Annotated in this window: 14 protein-coding genes and 2 tRNA genes; 2 read left to right on the top strand and 14 right to left on the bottom strand. The window is 69.0% G+C overall.

Translation table 11 applies throughout. The features are described 5' to 3' along the window. Window positions 1-139: 139 nt before the first annotated feature. From leuS to ACFU8Q_RS04515, 4 genes are all read right to left on the bottom strand, one after another. Entirely contained in the window at window positions 140-3013 is a 2874-nt protein-coding gene (gene leuS, locus ACFU8Q_RS04530) for a leucine--tRNA ligase (RefSeq protein WP_384447638.1), read from the bottom strand. A gap of 448 nt (window positions 3014-3461) precedes the next feature. Beyond that, window positions 3462-3534 (bottom strand) — tRNA-Ala (locus tag ACFU8Q_RS04525). Window positions 3535-3730: 196 nt separating this feature from the next. After that, window positions 3731-3964, bottom strand: coding sequence for a hypothetical protein (locus tag ACFU8Q_RS04520; protein ID WP_015608461.1), 234 nt, complete (start codon window positions 3962-3964; stop codon window positions 3731-3733). Between the two features lie 235 nt (window positions 3965-4199). Continuing rightward, window positions 4200-5675 (bottom strand): MFS transporter, encoded by a 1476-nt coding sequence (locus tag ACFU8Q_RS04515; protein WP_384447635.1) that lies wholly within the window; start codon window positions 5673-5675, stop codon window positions 4200-4202. Between the two features lie 102 nt (window positions 5676-5777). On the opposite strand from ACFU8Q_RS04515, the gene ACFU8Q_RS04510 reads away from it, so the two are divergent. Beyond that, on the top strand, window positions 5778-6641 hold the full coding sequence (locus ACFU8Q_RS04510) for a helix-turn-helix transcriptional regulator (protein ID WP_384447632.1): 864 nt from the start codon (window positions 5778-5780) through the stop codon (window positions 6639-6641). A 132-nt stretch (window positions 6642-6773) separates the two neighbouring features. On the opposite strand, the gene ACFU8Q_RS04505 is transcribed toward ACFU8Q_RS04510, so the two are convergent. From ACFU8Q_RS04505 to ACFU8Q_RS04475, 7 genes are all read right to left on the bottom strand, one after another. Then, window positions 6774-6846, bottom strand: a tRNA-Ala gene (locus ACFU8Q_RS04505). 255 nt (window positions 6847-7101) lie between these two features. Further along, window positions 7102-7755 carry a histidine phosphatase family protein gene (locus tag ACFU8Q_RS04500; RefSeq protein WP_384447683.1) on the bottom strand — a complete coding sequence of 218 codons (654 nt, stop codon included), beginning with the start codon at window positions 7753-7755 and terminating at the stop codon, window positions 7102-7104. Continuing rightward, a complete protein-coding gene (rsfS, locus tag ACFU8Q_RS04495) occupies window positions 7752-8183 on the bottom strand; it encodes a ribosome silencing factor (protein ID WP_384447629.1) in 432 nt (143 codons plus the stop codon). Before rsfS ends, ACFU8Q_RS04500 begins: the two co-directional genes overlap by 4 nt. A gap of 114 nt (window positions 8184-8297) precedes the next feature. After that, complete coding sequence (locus tag ACFU8Q_RS04490) at window positions 8298-10055, bottom strand: LCP family protein (RefSeq protein WP_384447626.1); 1758 nt, start codon at window positions 10053-10055, stop codon at window positions 8298-8300. A 19-nt stretch (window positions 10056-10074) separates the two neighbouring features. After that, complete coding sequence (gene nadD / locus ACFU8Q_RS04485; RefSeq protein ID WP_266746151.1) at window positions 10075-10692, bottom strand: nicotinate-nucleotide adenylyltransferase; 618 nt, start codon at window positions 10690-10692, stop codon at window positions 10075-10077. 38 nt (window positions 10693-10730) lie between these two features. Next, window positions 10731-10895, bottom strand: a complete 165-nt coding sequence (locus tag ACFU8Q_RS04480; RefSeq protein ID WP_093897070.1) for a hypothetical protein — start codon at window positions 10893-10895, stop codon at window positions 10731-10733. Window positions 10896-10979: 84 nt separating this feature from the next. Next, entirely contained in the window at window positions 10980-11132 is a 153-nt protein-coding gene (locus ACFU8Q_RS04475) for a hypothetical protein (protein ID WP_384447622.1), read from the bottom strand. Window positions 11133-11242: 110 nt separating this feature from the next. Between ACFU8Q_RS04475 and ACFU8Q_RS04470 the strand changes: the two genes are divergently transcribed. After that, window positions 11243-12388, top strand: coding sequence for a M48 family metallopeptidase (locus ACFU8Q_RS04470; protein WP_384447620.1), 1146 nt, complete (start codon window positions 11243-11245; stop codon window positions 12386-12388). Here the strand turns inward: ACFU8Q_RS04470 and ACFU8Q_RS04465 are convergent. The 3 genes from ACFU8Q_RS04465 to ACFU8Q_RS04455 all read right to left on the bottom strand — a co-directional run bounded on the left by ACFU8Q_RS04465 (window position 12300) and on the right by ACFU8Q_RS04455 (window position 15649). Beyond that, window positions 12300-13442, bottom strand: coding sequence for a hypothetical protein (locus ACFU8Q_RS04465; protein ID WP_384447617.1), 1143 nt, complete (start codon window positions 13440-13442; stop codon window positions 12300-12302). The two genes, ACFU8Q_RS04470 and ACFU8Q_RS04465, sit on opposite strands and share 89 nt — an antisense overlap. Window positions 13443-13695: 253 nt before the next feature. Beyond that, window positions 13696-14298, bottom strand: coding sequence for a hypothetical protein (locus ACFU8Q_RS04460; RefSeq protein ID WP_384447614.1), 603 nt, complete (start codon window positions 14296-14298; stop codon window positions 13696-13698). A gap of 67 nt (window positions 14299-14365) precedes the next feature. Continuing rightward, entirely contained in the window at window positions 14366-15649 is a 1284-nt protein-coding gene (locus tag ACFU8Q_RS04455; RefSeq protein ID WP_384447611.1) for a glutamate-5-semialdehyde dehydrogenase, read from the bottom strand. Window positions 15650-15784 lie beyond the last annotated feature (135 nt).

Here is a 15784-nt window from a genome sequence, read left to right as displayed (position 1 = left end):
CGGCCCCTCCACCGTAAACGGAAAGGGCAGGCCGAGGGTTCCTTCGGAACCCCCAACCTGCCCGTAGGGGAACGCCCCCACACCGCGGTACAAAACCGGCCGATACTCGACGACCGTCACGCGGGGACGACGACCGCCATCACGCCGGGACGATATTGACCAGCTTCGGCGCCCGCACGATCACCTTGCGGATCCCCGCGCCGTCCAGCGCCGCGATCACGGCCGGATCGGCCAGGGCCAGCGCTTCCAGCTCCTCGTCCATGATCGACGGGGAGATCTCCAGACGCGCCTTGACCTTGCCCTTGACCTGCACGACGCAGGTCACGGTCTCGTCCACGACGTACGCCGGATCGGCGACCGGGAAGTCCTGGTGCACAACCGACTCGCTGTGGCCCAGCCGGTGCCACAGCTCCTCGGCGATGTGCGGTGCCAGCGGCGCCACCAGCAGCACCAGCGACTCGGCGACGCTCCGGGACAGCGGGCCGCCCGCCTTGGTCAGGTGGTTGTTCAGCTCGGTGACCTTGGCGATGGCGGTGTTGAAGCGCATCCCGGCCATGTCCTGGCCGGCCCCGTCGATCGCCTTGTGCAGCGCCCGCAGCGTCTCCTCGCCCGGCTCGGTGTCGACGACGGTGACCTCGCCGGTCTCCTCGTCGACGACGTTGCGCCACAGCCGCTGCAGCAGCCGATACTGGCCGACGACGGCGCGCGTGTCCCACGGCCGCGACACGTCCAGGGGGCCCATCGCCATCTCGTACAGGCGCAGTGTGTCCGCACCGTACTCGGCGCAGATCTCGTCCGGCGTGACGGCGTTCTTCAGGGACTTGCCCATCTTGCCCAGGACACGGCTGACCTTCTCGCCCTGGTAGTAGAACTTTCCGTCCCGCTCCTCGACCTCGGCCGCCGGGACCGCGATGCCGCGGCTGTCGCGGTAGACGAATGCCTGGATCATGCCCTGGTTGTACAGCTTGTGGAACGGCTCGGCGGACGAGATCTGCCCCAGGTCGTGCAACACCTTGGACCAGAAGCGCGCGTACAGCAGGTGCAGTACGGCGTGCTCGGCGCCGCCGACGTACAGGTCGACGCCACCGGTCGGCTGCCCCTCGCGCGGGCCCATCCAGTACTGCTCGATCGCCGGGTCGACCAGCTTCTCGCCGTTGCGCGGGTCCAGGTAGCGCAGCTCGTACCAGCAGGAGCCCGCCCAGTTGGGCATGGTGTTGGTCTCGCGGCGGTACTTCCTCGGGCCGTTGCCGTCGCCCAGGTCAAGAGTGACGTTGACCCAGTCGGCGTTCCGGGACAGCGGGGTCTCGGGCTGGGTGTCGGCGTCCTCGGGGTCGAAGGTGCGCGGCGAGTAGTCGTCGACCTCCGGCAGCTCCAGGGGCAGCATCGACTCGGGCAGCGGGTGGGCGATGCCGTCCTCGTCGTAGACGATCGGGAAGGGCTCGCCCCAGTACCGCTGGCGACTGAACAGCCAGTCACGCAGCCGGAAGTTGACGGTGCCCTCACCGACGCCGTGCTGCTTCAGCCACTCGGTGATCTTCGCCTTGGCGTCGGCGACGCCCAGACCGTTCAGCGAGATCTCGTCATTGGCGGAGTTGACCAGCTTCGCTTCGTACGAGGAGAAGGCGTCGTCCCATGCCGAGGGGTCCGTGCCGCGGTCGTCCGACGGCTGGACCACACAGCGCATCGGCAGCTCGAAGGCGCGCGCGAAGGCGAAGTCGCGCGCGTCGTGCGCCGGTACGGCCATGATCGCGCCGGTGCCGTAACCCATCAGTACGTAGTCGGCGATGAAGACCGGCACCTTCTCGCCGCTGACCGGGTTGGTCGCGTACGCACCGGTGAAGACACCGGTCTTGTCCTTGGCCTCGGCCTGCCGCTCGACGTCGGACTTGGCGGCGGCCAGCTTGCGGTACGCGGTGACGGCCTCGGCCGGGGACGCGTGTCCGCCGGTCCACACCGGATGGGTGCCCTCGGGCCAGGCGGCCGGAATGATCCGCTCGACCAGCTCGTGCTCGGGTGCCAGCACCATGTAGGTGGCACCGAACAGGGTGTCCTGGCGGGTGGTGAAGACGGTGATGTCGCCCGCGCCGTCGACCGGGAAGTCGACGCGCGCGCCTTCGGAACGCCCGATCCAGTTGCGCTGCTGCAGCTTGATGGCTTCGGGCCAGTCCAGCCCGTCCAGGTCGTTCAGCAGCCGGTCCGCATAGGCCGTGATGCGCATGTTCCACTGGCGCAGCTTGGCCTTGAAGACCGGGAAGTTCCCGCGCTCGGACCGGCCGTCGGCCGTCACCTCTTCGTTGGCCAGTACGGTGCCCAGGCCCGGTGACCAGTTGACCGGGGCGTCGGAGGCGTACGCCAGGCGGTACCCGCTCAGGACGTCCGCGCGCTCGACGGCGCTCAGGGCGTTCCAGTCACGACCGTCCGGAGTAGGACGCGAACCGCTCTCGAACTGTGCGACCAGCTCGTCGATCGGGCGGGCCCGGTCGGCCTCGGTGTCGTACCAGGAGTTGAAGATCTGCAGGAAGATCCACTGGGTCCACTTGTAGTACTCCGACTCGATCGTGGCGAACGAGCGGCGCTTGTCGTGACCCAGGCCCAGCCGACGCAGCTGGGCGGTCATGTTCTTGATGTTGGCCTCGGTGGAGACCCGCGGGTGCGTACCGGTCTGCACGGCGTACTGCTCCGCGGGCAGGCCGAAGGCGTCGAAGCCCAGGGTGTGCAGCACGTTGTGCCCGGTCATCCGCTGGTGGCGGGCGAAGACATCGGTGGCGATGTAGCCCAGAGGGTGACCGACGTGCAGTCCCGCACCCGAGGGGTACGGGAACATGTCCATGATGAATTTCTTCGGCTTGGCGGCCAGTTCCGGATCGCCCGCCAGTTCACCGGACGGATTCGGCGCCTCGTACGTACCCTCGGCGTCCCAGAAGTCCTGCCAGCGTGCCTCGATGTCGGCGGCCATCGCCGCCGTGTAGCGGTGCGGCGCAGCCGTCTCGGCTGCGGAATTCGTCTCGCTCATGATCCTCAAAGCTCCATCGATCGTCATCTGCCGGCGCCCACGTCTACGGACACGCGTCTACGGAAACGAAAAATCCCCTCGCACAGGAGGGGACGCCGCGCCGATTCCGACCAGGCATTCTCACCGGTCGGGACTGATCAGCGCGGCTCGCTAAGCAGAAGGCGTACGGCACGCATGGCGTCAGGGTACCGCACGGGCCCCGGGCCGGTCCTGGCGCGACCGATCCATGGACAGGGCGGTGGGAGGGACCGCACGGGCGGAGCAGCCTGGCAGCGGGACTCCGTACACCGCTCTGTTCCGTGCCGGGACAACCGATCAAGTCCGTACTGGCCGGTGGCGAGCGACCCGGCATGCCGCACCACAGTCGCCACGCGGCAATTGGCGTTGACACGCACGCACGAGAAGCGGGTCACCCCGTAAGGGTGACCCGCTTCTCATTTCTTCACTGTGGAGCTAAGGAGAATTGAACTCCTGACCTCCTGCATGCCATGCAGGCGCTCTACCAACTGAGCTATAGCCCCGTGCTGTGCGCCGCCCGGATTCGTTGCCCCCTGGCGACATCGAGAACATTACCGGTGACCCCACCGGTCCACCAAATCGTTTCCCGCATGGCCGGATTTGCCCAATTTCGCGGCGTCCCGATCACGGGGCGAAGCGAGCGGAACCCGGGGGCGCGGGGGCGCACGCAGGAGGTGCACACAACGGTACGCACAGGGCTCACGCAGTGGCGAAGGAGTAGAAGCGCTTGAGGGTGCAGTGCTCCTCCAGCAGCCGTCCGTAGATCGGCTCCCCCTCGAGCTCCCGGTAGGTCTCGATCGGGTCGCCCTTTATGATCAGCGCCCGCGCACACTCCTCGCACCAGTACTGGTACTCCGGATTGATCGGATCCATGTCCCTGACGATGGGCGTACCGCTGCCGCACCAGTCGCACTTACGCCTGTGTGCACCCATGAGTCAGCTCCGGCTTTGGCCACGGGCAGTGCACACGCAGGAGATTCCGCCGTTCTCGCCGAGCATGTGGGCCGCGCGGAACGATTCACCGGCAAGGCGACCGGTCCTGGCACGGCGTTCGGGGACAAGGAGCAGGTCCGGGACCTCGTGGCGGCTCGCAGGCATCGCGCGCTCCCTCCCGTTCGGTCCGTCGCCCCCTCCGGCGGTCCGATTCTGCCATGACCCCGCAAGGGGGTCAGCCCGGCGGATATCCGGTCGCTCGCCGTCGCCGTACGAGACCCGCCGAGACGCCCGCCAGAGCCGCCGCCGACAGCGCGAGAGTGCATGCCCACACCGCGTGCCCCACCCCGTGCATCCCTGACGTATCAAGGCGGTTGAGATAGAACGTGCCGAATGTCGCGACACCGAGCAGTTGACCGAGCTGGGTGACGGTCACCAGCACACCGCTCGCATCAGCCGCATCCTCCGGACGTACGTTCGCCAACGCCCCCGTAAGGGTGGGGCTGAAGCCCAACGCCATGCCGCCACCCATGACCGCAAAGGCCGCATACAGCCAGAGACCGCCGTCACCTCCCTCACGCATCAACAGCCCGATGGCCACGGAGCCGATGGCCACCAGAACGAACCCGCCCGGAACCAGGGCGCGTTGAAGCCGCGTCGACCACCGGCGCCAGGTCAGCCCGATCGCGCCGAATACGAGCGCGGTCGGTGCGAACATCAGCCCCGTGCGCAGCGCCGAGTAGCCCAGGCCGCCCTGGATGTGCAGCGTCATCGCGAAGAGGAAGCCCGCGTTGACCGCCATCACCACGAGAATGCGCAACGCCGCCCGGGCGATGCCCGGGATGCGCAGCACCCTGGGCGCGATCAGGGGCGCACCACCGCGCGCGGCAAGCCGTGACTCGTACCCGGCGAACCCGGCGAAGAACCCCACGGAGGCAATCAGGCAGACCCGGATCCAGGCCGGCCAGTCCAGCTCCTGCCCGAGCACCAGAGGGATGGTCAGCAGTGTGACGGCGGCGGCCAGCAGCACCAGCCCCGGCAGATCGAGCCCGCGCGCCCGCGCCTGGACCCTGGCAGCCCCTGTACGCGGTTCGCCGGGCAGCACACGGAAGCCGAGCACCAGCAGGACCAGCCCGATCGGCACATTCACCAGGAATACCGGCCGCCATCCCGCGCCGAACAGATCGGCGCTGACCAGCACCCCGCCGACCACCTGCCCGGCGGCCGCGCCGGTGGCGAGCACCGCACTGTAGGCACCGAGCGCCCGGAACCGCGCCTCGCCGGTGAAGTGTCGCTGAATGAGGCTGAGCACCTGCGGAATCATCACCGCCGCACCCGCCCCCTGGATCAACCGGAAGGCGATCAACTGCCCTGTTCCTACCGCGAGTCCGCAGGCCAGCGAGGCGGCGGTGAAGACGGCGAGTCCGGCCAGATGGGCCCGGCCGTGTCCGAGCAGCCCGCCGAGCCTCGCGCCGATGATGAGCAGCACGGCGTACGTGATCGTGTAGCCGGCCACGACGAGCTGCAACCCGGCTCCGGAGGCGCCGAGTTCGCTCCGGATCGTCGGGGCGGCGACGTTGACGATGAAGGTGTCGAGCAGCGCCATGAACTGAGCCGCGAGGACCAGGGCGAGCACTCTCCCGGGGCGTTTGTCAGTGGTGGCGTCTTCACTGGTTACGGGGAGTGGAGTTGTCCCGGCGGTCGTCGTCATGGCGTCGAGCCTGGCTTCGGGTGGATACAGGTAACGAGAGCCCGCTGATACTGGTACTGGCAGCACCTGGCAACTCCCGTACGAGGCAACGACTATGGGGGTGTGACATCGGTGACGACAGATCAGCCGGCCCGGCACCGGAGGCGTCCGGAGCTCGCGGCCTTCCTGCGCAACCGCCGGGCGCGGGTGACGCCCGCCGATGTGGGCATGGCGCCCGGGCTGCGCCGCCGCACCCCGGGGCTGCGCCGCGAGGAGGTCGCCCAGCTCTCCGGCATCGGTGTCACCTGGTACACCTGGCTGGAACAGGGCCGTCCGATCAACGCGTCACCGCAGGTCCTGGACGCCGTGGCGCGCACCCTGCGGCTGGACACGCCGGAGCGCGAACACCTCTACCACCTGGCGGAGGTGGCCTACGCCCCCGGCAGACAGACCGACGCGATCGAGATCGGGCCGGAAATCCAGGGCATCATCGACGCGCTCGATCCGCACCCCGCCGTGGTCTACAACACGAGGTACGACGTCCTGGCCACCAACCCCGCCTACCTCGACCTGTTCGACATCCCCGAAATAGCGGGACCGGGCATACGCAATGCGCTGTGGACGCTGTTCACGGTGCCCGAGGACGCCTGTCCCGTCGTCCACCGGGCCCAGGAGCTGCCGATCATGGTGGCGACGCTGCGGGGAGCCTACGGGCCGCATACGGGCGAGCCCGCCTGGGAGTCGTTCATCGAAAGCCTCTCGGCCGCCAGCCCGTACTTCGCCGAGCTGTGGCGCAGCGGTGATGTCGCCCCGCCGGGGCCGCGGGTGAAGACCTTCCGGCACTGGGCGGCCGCCGCCGAGATACGGATGACTTCGGTGTCGCTGTCCGTCAATGGGCTGCCGGAGTGCCGGATCGTGGTCTACACCCCGGCAGACGAGGAGAGCGGGGAGCAGGTGGGGGCGCTGCGGCGGCGCCGGGAGGCGTGAGCGGACGCACGGTCAGAGGGGCGGCCGGGGGAACGGCCGGGGGAACCGGGACAGTCGGGGAGAACGTGTCAGCGAGAACGGTCAGGGGCAACGCAAGGATCCCGCCCCCTGCCGGGGACGGGATCCTGATTGTGGAGCTAAGGAGAATTGAACTCCTGACCTCCTGCATGCCATGCAGGCGCTCTACCAACTGAGCTATAGCCCCGCTGTTCGCTGTGTTTCCCCGCGTTTCCGCGCTGCGAACAAGAAGAACTTTAGCCTGTGACCAGCCAGAAAGTGAAATCCGGCCGACGCCGCCCCGAGGTGACCTCCGAGCGCCGTCCGGGCCTGCCCCACGGGCAGCCCGCGGCCATGCCGCCACTCCACCGCTCCCGGCAGTCGCAGGAGCCGTCACTGCCGGGTGAGGGCACTGCTCGGTGTCGTCGCCGGTGGATGACGCCGCTGCTGGGCGTCGTCACCGCTACGTGTCGTCGCCGAGTACCGGCTCGGGCAGCGTGCCGGCGTTGTGCTCCAGCAGGCGCCAGCCGCGCGCGCCCTCGCCCAGCACCGACCAGCAGCAGTTGGAGAGCCCGCCGAGCCCTTCCCAGTGGTACGACTCCAGGCCCAGCAGCCGACCGATGGTGGTACGGATGGTGCCGCCGTGGCTGACGACGACGAGCGTGCCGCTGTCGGGCAGCTTGTCGGCGTGTTCGAGTACGACCGGGGCGGCCCGGTCGGCGACCTCGGTCTCCAGCTCACCACCACCGCGGCGCACGGGCTCACCGCGCTTCCACGCGGCGTACTGATCGCCGTACTGCCCGACGATCTCCTCGTGGGTCAGGCCCTGCCAGGCACCGGCGTAGGTCTCCCGCAACCCCGCGTCGTGCGCGACTTCGAGGCCGGTGATCGCGGCGAGCTCGGCGGCCGTGGCCGCCGCCCGCTGCAGATCGGAGGCGACGATCGCATCCGGCCTCAGCGAGGCGAGCAGCCGAGCGGCCCGCTGGGCCTGGCCGATGCCGGCCTCGGTGAGCGTGATGTCCGTGGAGCCCTGGAACCGGCGCTCCAGATTCCATGCCGTCTGACCGTGTCGCCAGAGGACGATCCTGCGGCCCCTGCCGCTTCCGCTGCCGTTCAGCTCTGCTCACCTTCCGTGCTGCCGGTGAGCTGAGCGTGCTCCTCGGCCTTGCCGCGGGTCTTGACGGCGTCCTCGGGGAGCGCGATCTCGGGGCAGTCCTTCCAGAGGCGCTCCAGCGCGTAGAAGACACGCTCCTCGCTGTGCTGGACGTGGATGACGATGTCGACGTAGTCGAGGAGGATCCAGCGCGCGTCGCGGTCGCCCTCACGGCGTACCGGCTTGGCGCCGAGCTCCTTCTGGAGCCGCTCCTCGATCTCGTCGACGATCGACTTGACCTGGCGGTCGTTGGGGGCCGAGGCCAGCAGGAAGGCGTCCGTGATCGACAGCACATCGCTGACGTCGTACGCAATGATGTCGTGCGCGAGCCGGTCGGCGGCCGCCTGAGCGGCGGCGTTGATGAGCTCGATGGAGCGGTCCGTGGCGGTCACAAGCAGGCTTTCGTCGGCGGTCAGATCAACCCCTAGGGTCTCACGGACCGCCGACAGCCCACGCAGCGAACGTTCGAAGGTCGCATCGACATCATCCGGCCGACGCGGCCCCGGTCATTTGATCTTGTAGTTCTGGCCGAGCACGACGGACACATCCGCGTTCGCGGCGGGCTTGCCCTGCTTCACCGCACTTGACGGCAGCCCCAGGGTCTTGGCGACCTGCGTCGCCTTTTCCTTGTCCGCCGCGGTCCTGTAAAGGACCTCGGACAGTGCCACGGCCTCGGCCGTGCCGCCGCCGACGAAGGCATAGCCACCGTTGACCAGCTTGATCTGGGCGGACTCGGTGGCGTCCTTGTCACCGGTGGCGTTCTTGACTCCGACCCGTACCGGCGCGTCGGCGGACGGCGCCTTCACCGTGCCACCCAGGATGTCCTTGACGACACTCTCGGTGGCCGCTTCGGTGAGTGTGCCGTCGGCCTGCACCGGCAGCAGTGCCGTCTTGTAGTCGCCGATCTTGGCGCGCTGGGCGAGCTTCGCGAGGGAGGCGCCCAGGTCCTTCTCGGGAAGCGACGGGTCGAGGATCTGCGCCAGCGTCTGCACGGTGACCGTGGCGGCCTTCGGATCGTCCGAGATCTTCCGCAGAACACCCCGCAGCACCTCCCCGAACCGCGTGAGCTGTTTCGTCTCGGCCTCGCCGGGCGCCCGGTAGGTGGCGTACGCGACGGCCATCTGGCCGCTCAGGGTCTGTGCCTCGCCCTTCTTCACCAGGGGGGAGGCGCCCTTCTTCGTGTCGGGCACCTCGGTGTCGGTGTCGACCTCGATGTGGCCGACCAGATCGACGAGGGTCTCCAGATAGGGGGTGTCGAGCCGCCACGTACCGCTGATTCTCGTGCCGAGCAGCGTGTCGATGGAATCGCGGGTGCCGGTGGTGCCGTCGTCCTCGACGGACTTGCCGAGGGTGGTCGTGACGCCCTCGTCGTCGGAGACCGCGAGCGAGTTGGGGAGCAGGACCGTGGTGCCCTGTTTGGTCGTCACATTGTCGACCAGCAGCGCGGTGGAGGTGCCGCCCTTCTTGGTGTTGCGCAGATGGACCACGATGACGTCCCGCTGCTGCGGGCCCGTCGATGCCGTGTTGTCCTTCTCCGAACCGGAGAGGCCGGGGATCTTTCCGGCGGACCAGAGGTAGCCCACACCGCCGACCACCACCAGGACCACCACGACTATCAGCGCGACCATGCGGTTGCGGCCGCGGCGCCGCGCCTCCTCGCGCCGCTCACTGCGGCTCTCGGTGAACTTCAGCCAGTCGATGACGTCTTCGGAGTCCTCGTCGGGCTCCTCGATGAAGGAGAACTGCTCGGTGCGGTAGTCGGCGCGGCGCTGCCCGGGAACGGCTGCATCCGGCCCGGCCCCGGCGTCGCGCTCCGGCCGGGGCTCCTGCGTGCCCGGCGCCGGTGCGGGCGGAGGCGGGGGCTGCGCGGAGGCCTGCTGCGGGATGTTCCACTGCTGGGTTGTGTCGACCGCGGCGGGCTGCCGGCCGGTGTCGTAGCCGTAACCGTCGTAGCCGCCGTAGGCCTGCTGCTGAGGCGACTGCGATTGCTGGGGCGGCTGCGGCTGCTGGGGCGGCTGCGAGCCATACGGGTCGTACGCCTGCGGCTGCTGGGCCTGGGGCTGGGCGTACGGGTCGTATCCGTACCCCTGCCCGCCCTCATACGGCTGCTGCTGCGGCTGTTGGGGCCGCTCGGGCTGTTGAGGCGCATACGGGTCGTACGCCTGCTGTCCGGCCTGCTGGTACACCGGCTGCCCGTACTCGTCGTAGCCGACGATCTGCGGCTGCTGGTAGTACGGGTCGTACGGGTTCTGTCGGTCGTTCACCGGTGCCCCTCTGCGTGGCTCATTCGCCGCGGTACAGCTGGCGCTTGTCGATGTAGCGGACCACGCCGTCCGGCACCAAGTACCAGACCGGCTCCCCCTGCGCGACCCTCTGACGGCAGTCCGTGGACGAGATCGCGAGCGCGGGTACCTCCACGAGGGAGACCCCGCCTTCCGGCAGTCCGGGGTCCGTGAGCACATGCCCCGGTCGCGTCACACCGATGAAGTGGGAGAGCGAGAAGAGTTCGTCGGCGTCCCGCCAGGTGAGGATCTGGGCGAGCGCGTCGGCGCCGGTGATGAAGAAGAGGTCCGCGTCGCCGTGGACCGCGCGCAGATCCCGCAGCGTATCGATGGTGTACGTGGGCCCGCTGCGGTCGATGTCGCTCCGGCTGACCGAGAACTGGGGGTTGGACGCCGTCGCGATGACCGTCATCAGATAGCGGTCCTCGGCCGGGGAGACGTTCTTGTGGCTCTTCTGCCACGGCTGCCCGGTCGGAACGAAGATCACCTCGTCGAGGTGGAACTGGGCGGCCACTTCACTGGCCGCCACCAGGTGTCCATGATGAATCGGGTCAAATGTCCCGCCCATCACGCCGATTCGGCGCTTTCTGTGGCCGGTAGGCACTTCCTGCTCTCCCATGCGTGCAGAGCCTACTGGCACAGCTGTTCGCCTCCGCCTCAGCGGTCGCGGTTGAAACGAGTGGTGATCCACAGCAGGAGCAGCAGCACGACGAACGCACCGCCTCCGGTGAGATACGGGCTGAGGCTTTCGTGGTTGCCACCGTGTTCGCCGCCCTCGGCGGCGAGGGTGACCAGCTGGTGCGCGGTGCTCGTGAGGCTCATCTTCGGCAGGACCTATCGATCGGGAGTCGGAAGGAAGACGTCGCGCACATCGTATGCGGGCGTCCCGGGCACGCTCACGCCGACTCAGTCGTTGTTGTCGTCGTTGCGGTATCCGCGGAGCAGGAACCAGCCGAGCAGGCCGGCTCCGACGAGCGAGGCGAGCAGCACGATGCGGAGCGTGTTGCCGGGCCCCTGATCCTCGGATGCGGCGGCGAGCAGAGCAACGGTTTGCGGCATGTCGGGCGTCTCCTCAGTTATCCACAGCCCCCAGCACACCGTAGCCCCAGCACCTACGCTGGGATCTGTCAGGGGGCGAGCGACGTCTCGTACGAACAGGGGGCCCATTCATGACCGAAAGTAGCCACGAGAGCCGCGAGAACGTGCCGAGCAGGCAGCGCAGGCGCTTCGCAGGGATCTCGTCCCGGGCCTACGAACACCCGGCGGACCGCTCGGCTCTGGTGGCCCTGCGCAAGCTGAGCGGTTTCGACACCGTCTTCAAGACGCTGAGCGGTCTGCTGCCCGAGCGGAGCCTGCGACTGCTCTTCCTCTCCGACTCCGTCCGGGTGAGCGACGCACAGTTCGTCCATCTCAACGACATGCTGCGGGACGCCTGTTACATCCTGGACCTGGAGAAGGTCCCGCCGATGTACGTCAACCAGGACCCGCAGCCCAATGCCATGTGCATCGGTCTCGACGAGCCGATCATCGTGGTGACGACGGGGCTGGTGGAGCTGCTCGACGAGGAGGAGATGCGGGCCGTCATCGGCCACGAGGTAGGACACGCCCTCTCCGGTCACGCCGTGTACCGCACGGTCCTGCTGTTCCTCACCAATATCGCGCTGAAGGTCGCCTGGATCCCGCTCGGCAATGTCGCGATCATGGCGATCGTTACGGCACTGCGGGAGTGGTTCCGCAAGTCGGAGCTGTCGGCCGACCGGGCAGGACTGCTCGTCGGCCAGGATCTGCAGGCATCGATGCGCGGTCTGATGAAGATCGCGGGCGGCAATCATCTGCACGAGATGAATGTGGACGCCTTCCTCGCCCAGGCCGACGAGTACGAGAAGGGCGGCGATCTGCGCGACTCGGTGCTCAAGATCCTCAATCTGCTGCCCCGTTCGCACCCCTTCACCACGGTGCGCGCGGCCGAGCTGAAGAAGTGGTCCGAGACCCGCGACTACCAGCGGATCATGGACGGCCACTACCCGCGGCGCGACGAGGACAAGGACACCTCGGTGACCGATTCGTTCCGGGAGTCCGCGACGCACTACGCGGACGCGGTGCGCAGCAGCAAGGACCCGCTGATGAAGCTGGTCGGCGACATAGCGGGCGGTGCCGGAGACCTGGGTGGCAAGCTCCGTGACAAGTTCACCGGCCAGGGCGGGGGCACGGCCGGCAAGGACGGCGCTACGGACGGCTCCGCGGGCTCTGCGAGGCCGGAGGAGCCTGGGGACCCTGACGGGCCGGGGACTGCGCCGGGGCCTGCGGGGAGCTGACCGCCAGCGTTCCGCACAGTGCCGCCGTCGGCCGGCCCGTGGCGTACGGGTCGGTGCCCGCAGGGCCGTGGGAGACGGCTCGCTGCCCGGCAAGCAGCGGCTGCAGCGTACCGGTGGTGTCCGTCGGGCATGCCTGCGGTCCGGCCTGGACATAGCTGGTGCGAACCTCCAGCCGGTGCAGCCGCAGGTCTTCGCGGTCGAAGCGGAAGACCGACTCGCGCCGTACGGTGAAGAGCGAGGCGCCGTCCGCCCGTTGGGGTCCCGGGGTGGCCGGGCGGAGCGTGTAGGTGAAGGTGTGGTCCGACACCACTTCCAGGGTGTCCGACCCCGCCTCGGTGTAGCTCAGGGTGCCCCGGACCCGGATGTCCGGACCGGCCAGCGCCACCTTCGCCGGGTCGAACCGCACCAGCCAGCCGGTCGGGGCATGCTGTCCGTCGTCGTCCGGCCGGGTCATACTGCGGTCGAACTGGGCCGTCTGGTCCGGGTCCAGCAGCAGTTCCACCGGCCGCACCGCATGGCCGGTGAGGACGTCGGGGTCGAGCGAGGATGCCACCAGGTAGTCCTTGACCGTGCTCAGGGCCGCCGCCACCTGGCTGTCCGAGAAGTTGTCCGTTGCCCGGATCGCAGGGAGGTTGATGCCTGCGGCACCTTTTGCGAACTGCGCGGCGGGGCTCTTCGCAAGGAGATCTGCGGGTGTTCCGCCAGGCACGGCGGACCCGGGGGCCAGGGGTACGACGGTCGATCTGAGGGTCTCGGCCCTTCTGCCGACGGGCGACTGGTAGGGATGACGGAAGCCCATGTACACGGCCGTCGCGAAGGCCAGGGCGATCAGGAGGACCAGGGCGATGGCGGCTCTGGAACCGGCTCGGAGGCTCCGGGGCGGGAGGCTGCGTACGGCGCGGGCGTGGTCCCCCATGCGTTCCTCGGCGGAGAATTCCTTCAGCCGTGCAGCACGTACGAACGACTCGTCGAAAACGAGTGACCGGTACTCGTCCTCACCGCCGCCCGGTGCGTTCTCGGGCGGACCTTCTGGTGGTTCTCCACGGTCTGCCATGACTTCTCCCGACTCCACGTCACCGACCGGGGCCGAAACGCATCGCTCTGCTTCGGCCGAGTGGCTTCGGACAGGGCCTGCCCGTCATGAGTTCGCATGACGTCGCATGACTGCGCATGTACGGACGAGTGAGAAGCCCCCTCGTAGAGAGGGGTCACACCTTCAGGGTAGGTCGATTACGACCGAGGTAAACGCCGAGCCGCTGGGAGAACCACCGGAGAGTTGCCCCGGTGCCCGGAGAACCGCCGTCAGGTCAGCCTGTGCGGGGGACCGCCGAGACCATGGGGCGGGGGTAACCGGCCGAAGCCGAGGGGATGGCGCTGGGGGCGGGTCCCGGGGAGCTGTCCACGCCCGTGGTGGCGGGCGGTGGGGCGGGATCCTGGCGGTTGCCCGAGCTGTTGCGGTAAACGGCGCTGAAGGCCAGCGCGACCATTCCGATGCCCATCAGCACGGCCAGCAGCCAGGCCACGGGCCGGTGCCAGCGTGCCGCACCCCGATAGGGGCGCAGGGCACCGCCGTGGCGCCCGTAGGGGCCGGTGCCGTACGCGTCGTCATCAAGGTCCAGGGGGTCGTCGTAGGCGCTCCCTCGGGCGTATGCGCCGCCCGGCCCGTATCCCTCGTCGGGGAGTTCGTCGTCCAGCGGGCCACCGCCGGCCCGCGCACGGAACGCCTCGGCCTCGGCGCGCGCCTGCGCAGCCGCCAGCAACCGCTCGACGGCGGTGGGTTCATGGATCTCGGCGGCCCGTACGAAGTCCTCGTCGAACACCACGGAGGCGAAGTCCTCGTCCGCGCCCCCGCGGTCGTCGTCGGGCTCCCAGCCGTCCGGGAACGGCCTGCCCCCCACGTCGTCCGGCACCACTCCAGACTAGACCCGCCGGGTCGTTCTGGGCAGGGAGCCGACAATATTCACCGCACGCGGACGGTCACCGTACGTGGCCGTCACCCGTGACGATGTACTTCGTCGAGGTGAGCTCCGGCAGCCCCATCGGGCCCCTGGCGTGCAGCTTCTGGGTGGAGATGCCGATCTCGGCTCCGAAGCCGAACTGGCCGCCGTCGGTGAAGCGGGTGGACGCGTTCACGGCGACCGTCGTGGAATCCACCAGTTGAGTGAACCGGCGGGCGGCAGCCTGCGACGTGGTGACGATCGCCTCGGTGTGGCCGGAGGACCAGAGCCGGATGTGGGCGACGGCCGCGTCCAGCGACTCCACGACGGCCGCGGCGATGTCGTAGGAGAGGTACTCGGTCTCCCAGTCCTCCGGCGTCGCCGCCACCACGGTGGCCTTGGACCCCTCGGCGTATTCGAGGACCCGCTCGTCGCCGTGCACGGTCACCCCGGCGTCGGCCAGCGCCTCCAGGGCGCGCGGCAGGAAGTCCGCGGCGACGTCCTTGTGGACCAGGAGCGTCTCGGCGGCGTTGCAGACGCTCGGACGCTGCGCCTTGGAGTTGATCAGGATGTCGACGGCCATGTCGAGGTCGGTCTGCGCGTCCACATACACGTGGCAGTTGCCGGTGCCGGTCTCGATGACCGGAACGGTGGACTCCGCGACCACCGTGCGGATCAGCGAGGCACCGCCGCGCGGAATGAGGACGTCGACGAGGCCGCGGGCCCGCATCAGTTCCCGCACCGAGTCGCGGTTCTCGCCCGGCACCAACTGCACCGCGTCGGCCGGGAGACCGGAGCCGCCGACGGCGTCCCGCAGCACCCGTACCAGCGCGACATTCGAGGCGTACGCGGAGGACGAGCCGCGCAGCAGGACGGCATTGCCCGACTTCAGGCAGAGGGCTGCGGCGTCGACCGTCACATTGGGCCGGGCCTCGTAGATGATCCCGACCACGCCGAGCGGCACCCGGACCTGTCGCAGATCGATGCCGTTGGGCAGGGTCGAGCCGCGGACGACCTCGCCGACCGGGTCGGGCAGCGCCGCCACGTCCCGCACGTCGGCGGCGATGGCGCGGATCCGCTCCGGGGTGAGGGTGAGCCGGTCGACGATCGACTCGCTGGTCCCGGCCTCGCGGGCGCGGGCGACGTCCTCGGCATTGGCCTCGACGATCTCGCTCGTCCGCACCTCCAGCGCGTCCGCGATCGCCAGCAGCGCATCGTCCTTCGCCGCGCGCGGCAGCGGCGAGAGGTCGGCGGCGGCGGAGCGTGCCCGGTAGGCGGCCTGGGCGACCGGGGACATGTTGTCGTACGGCGAGAACGTGGTCATGCCCGCAGAGTAGTGCGCACACTGCGGGCATCCCTCACGTATCCCGTGATGCGAGACAACTGCCCCGAGGCCGTTTCCGTGATGCGAGACAACTGCCCCGAGGCCGTTTCCGTGATGCGAGACAACTGCCCCCGA

It is taken from the genome of Streptomyces sp. NPDC057543 (genome assembly GCF_042801895.1).
Lineage (GTDB): Bacteria > Actinomycetota > Actinomycetes > Streptomycetales > Streptomycetaceae > Streptomyces.
This window is presented reverse-complemented; position numbering and strand designations above follow the sequence as displayed.

Excerpts from the sequence above, each read along its gene's own strand:
- ACFU8Q_RS04470 (WP_384447620.1), top strand. The coding sequence starts at position 11,243 with ATGACCGAAAGTAGCCACGAGAGCCGCGAGAACGTGCCGAGCAGGCAG.
- ACFU8Q_RS04520 (WP_015608461.1), bottom strand. The coding sequence starts at position 3,964 with ATGGGTGCACACAGGCGTAAGTGCGACTGGTGCGGCAGCGGTACGCCC.
- ACFU8Q_RS04515 (WP_384447635.1), bottom strand. The coding sequence starts at position 5,675 with ATGACGACGACCGCCGGGACAACTCCACTCCCCGTAACCAGTGAAGAC.
- ACFU8Q_RS04480 (WP_093897070.1), bottom strand. The coding sequence starts at position 10,895 with ATGAGCCTCACGAGCACCGCGCACCAGCTGGTCACCCTCGCCGCCGAG.
- ACFU8Q_RS04475 (WP_384447622.1), bottom strand. The coding sequence starts at position 11,132 with ATGCCGCAAACCGTTGCTCTGCTCGCCGCCGCATCCGAGGATCAGGGG.
- ACFU8Q_RS04465 (WP_384447617.1), bottom strand. The coding sequence starts at position 13,442 with ATGGCAGACCGTGGAGAACCACCAGAAGGTCCGCCCGAGAACGCACCG.
- nadD (WP_266746151.1), bottom strand. The coding sequence starts at position 10,692 with ATGGGAGAGCAGGAAGTGCCTACCGGCCACAGAAAGCGCCGAATCGGC.
- ACFU8Q_RS04455 (WP_384447611.1), bottom strand. The coding sequence starts at position 15,649 with ATGACCACGTTCTCGCCGTACGACAACATGTCCCCGGTCGCCCAGGCC.
- leuS (WP_384447638.1), bottom strand. The coding sequence starts at position 3,013 with ATGAGCGAGACGAATTCCGCAGCCGAGACGGCTGCGCCGCACCGCTAC.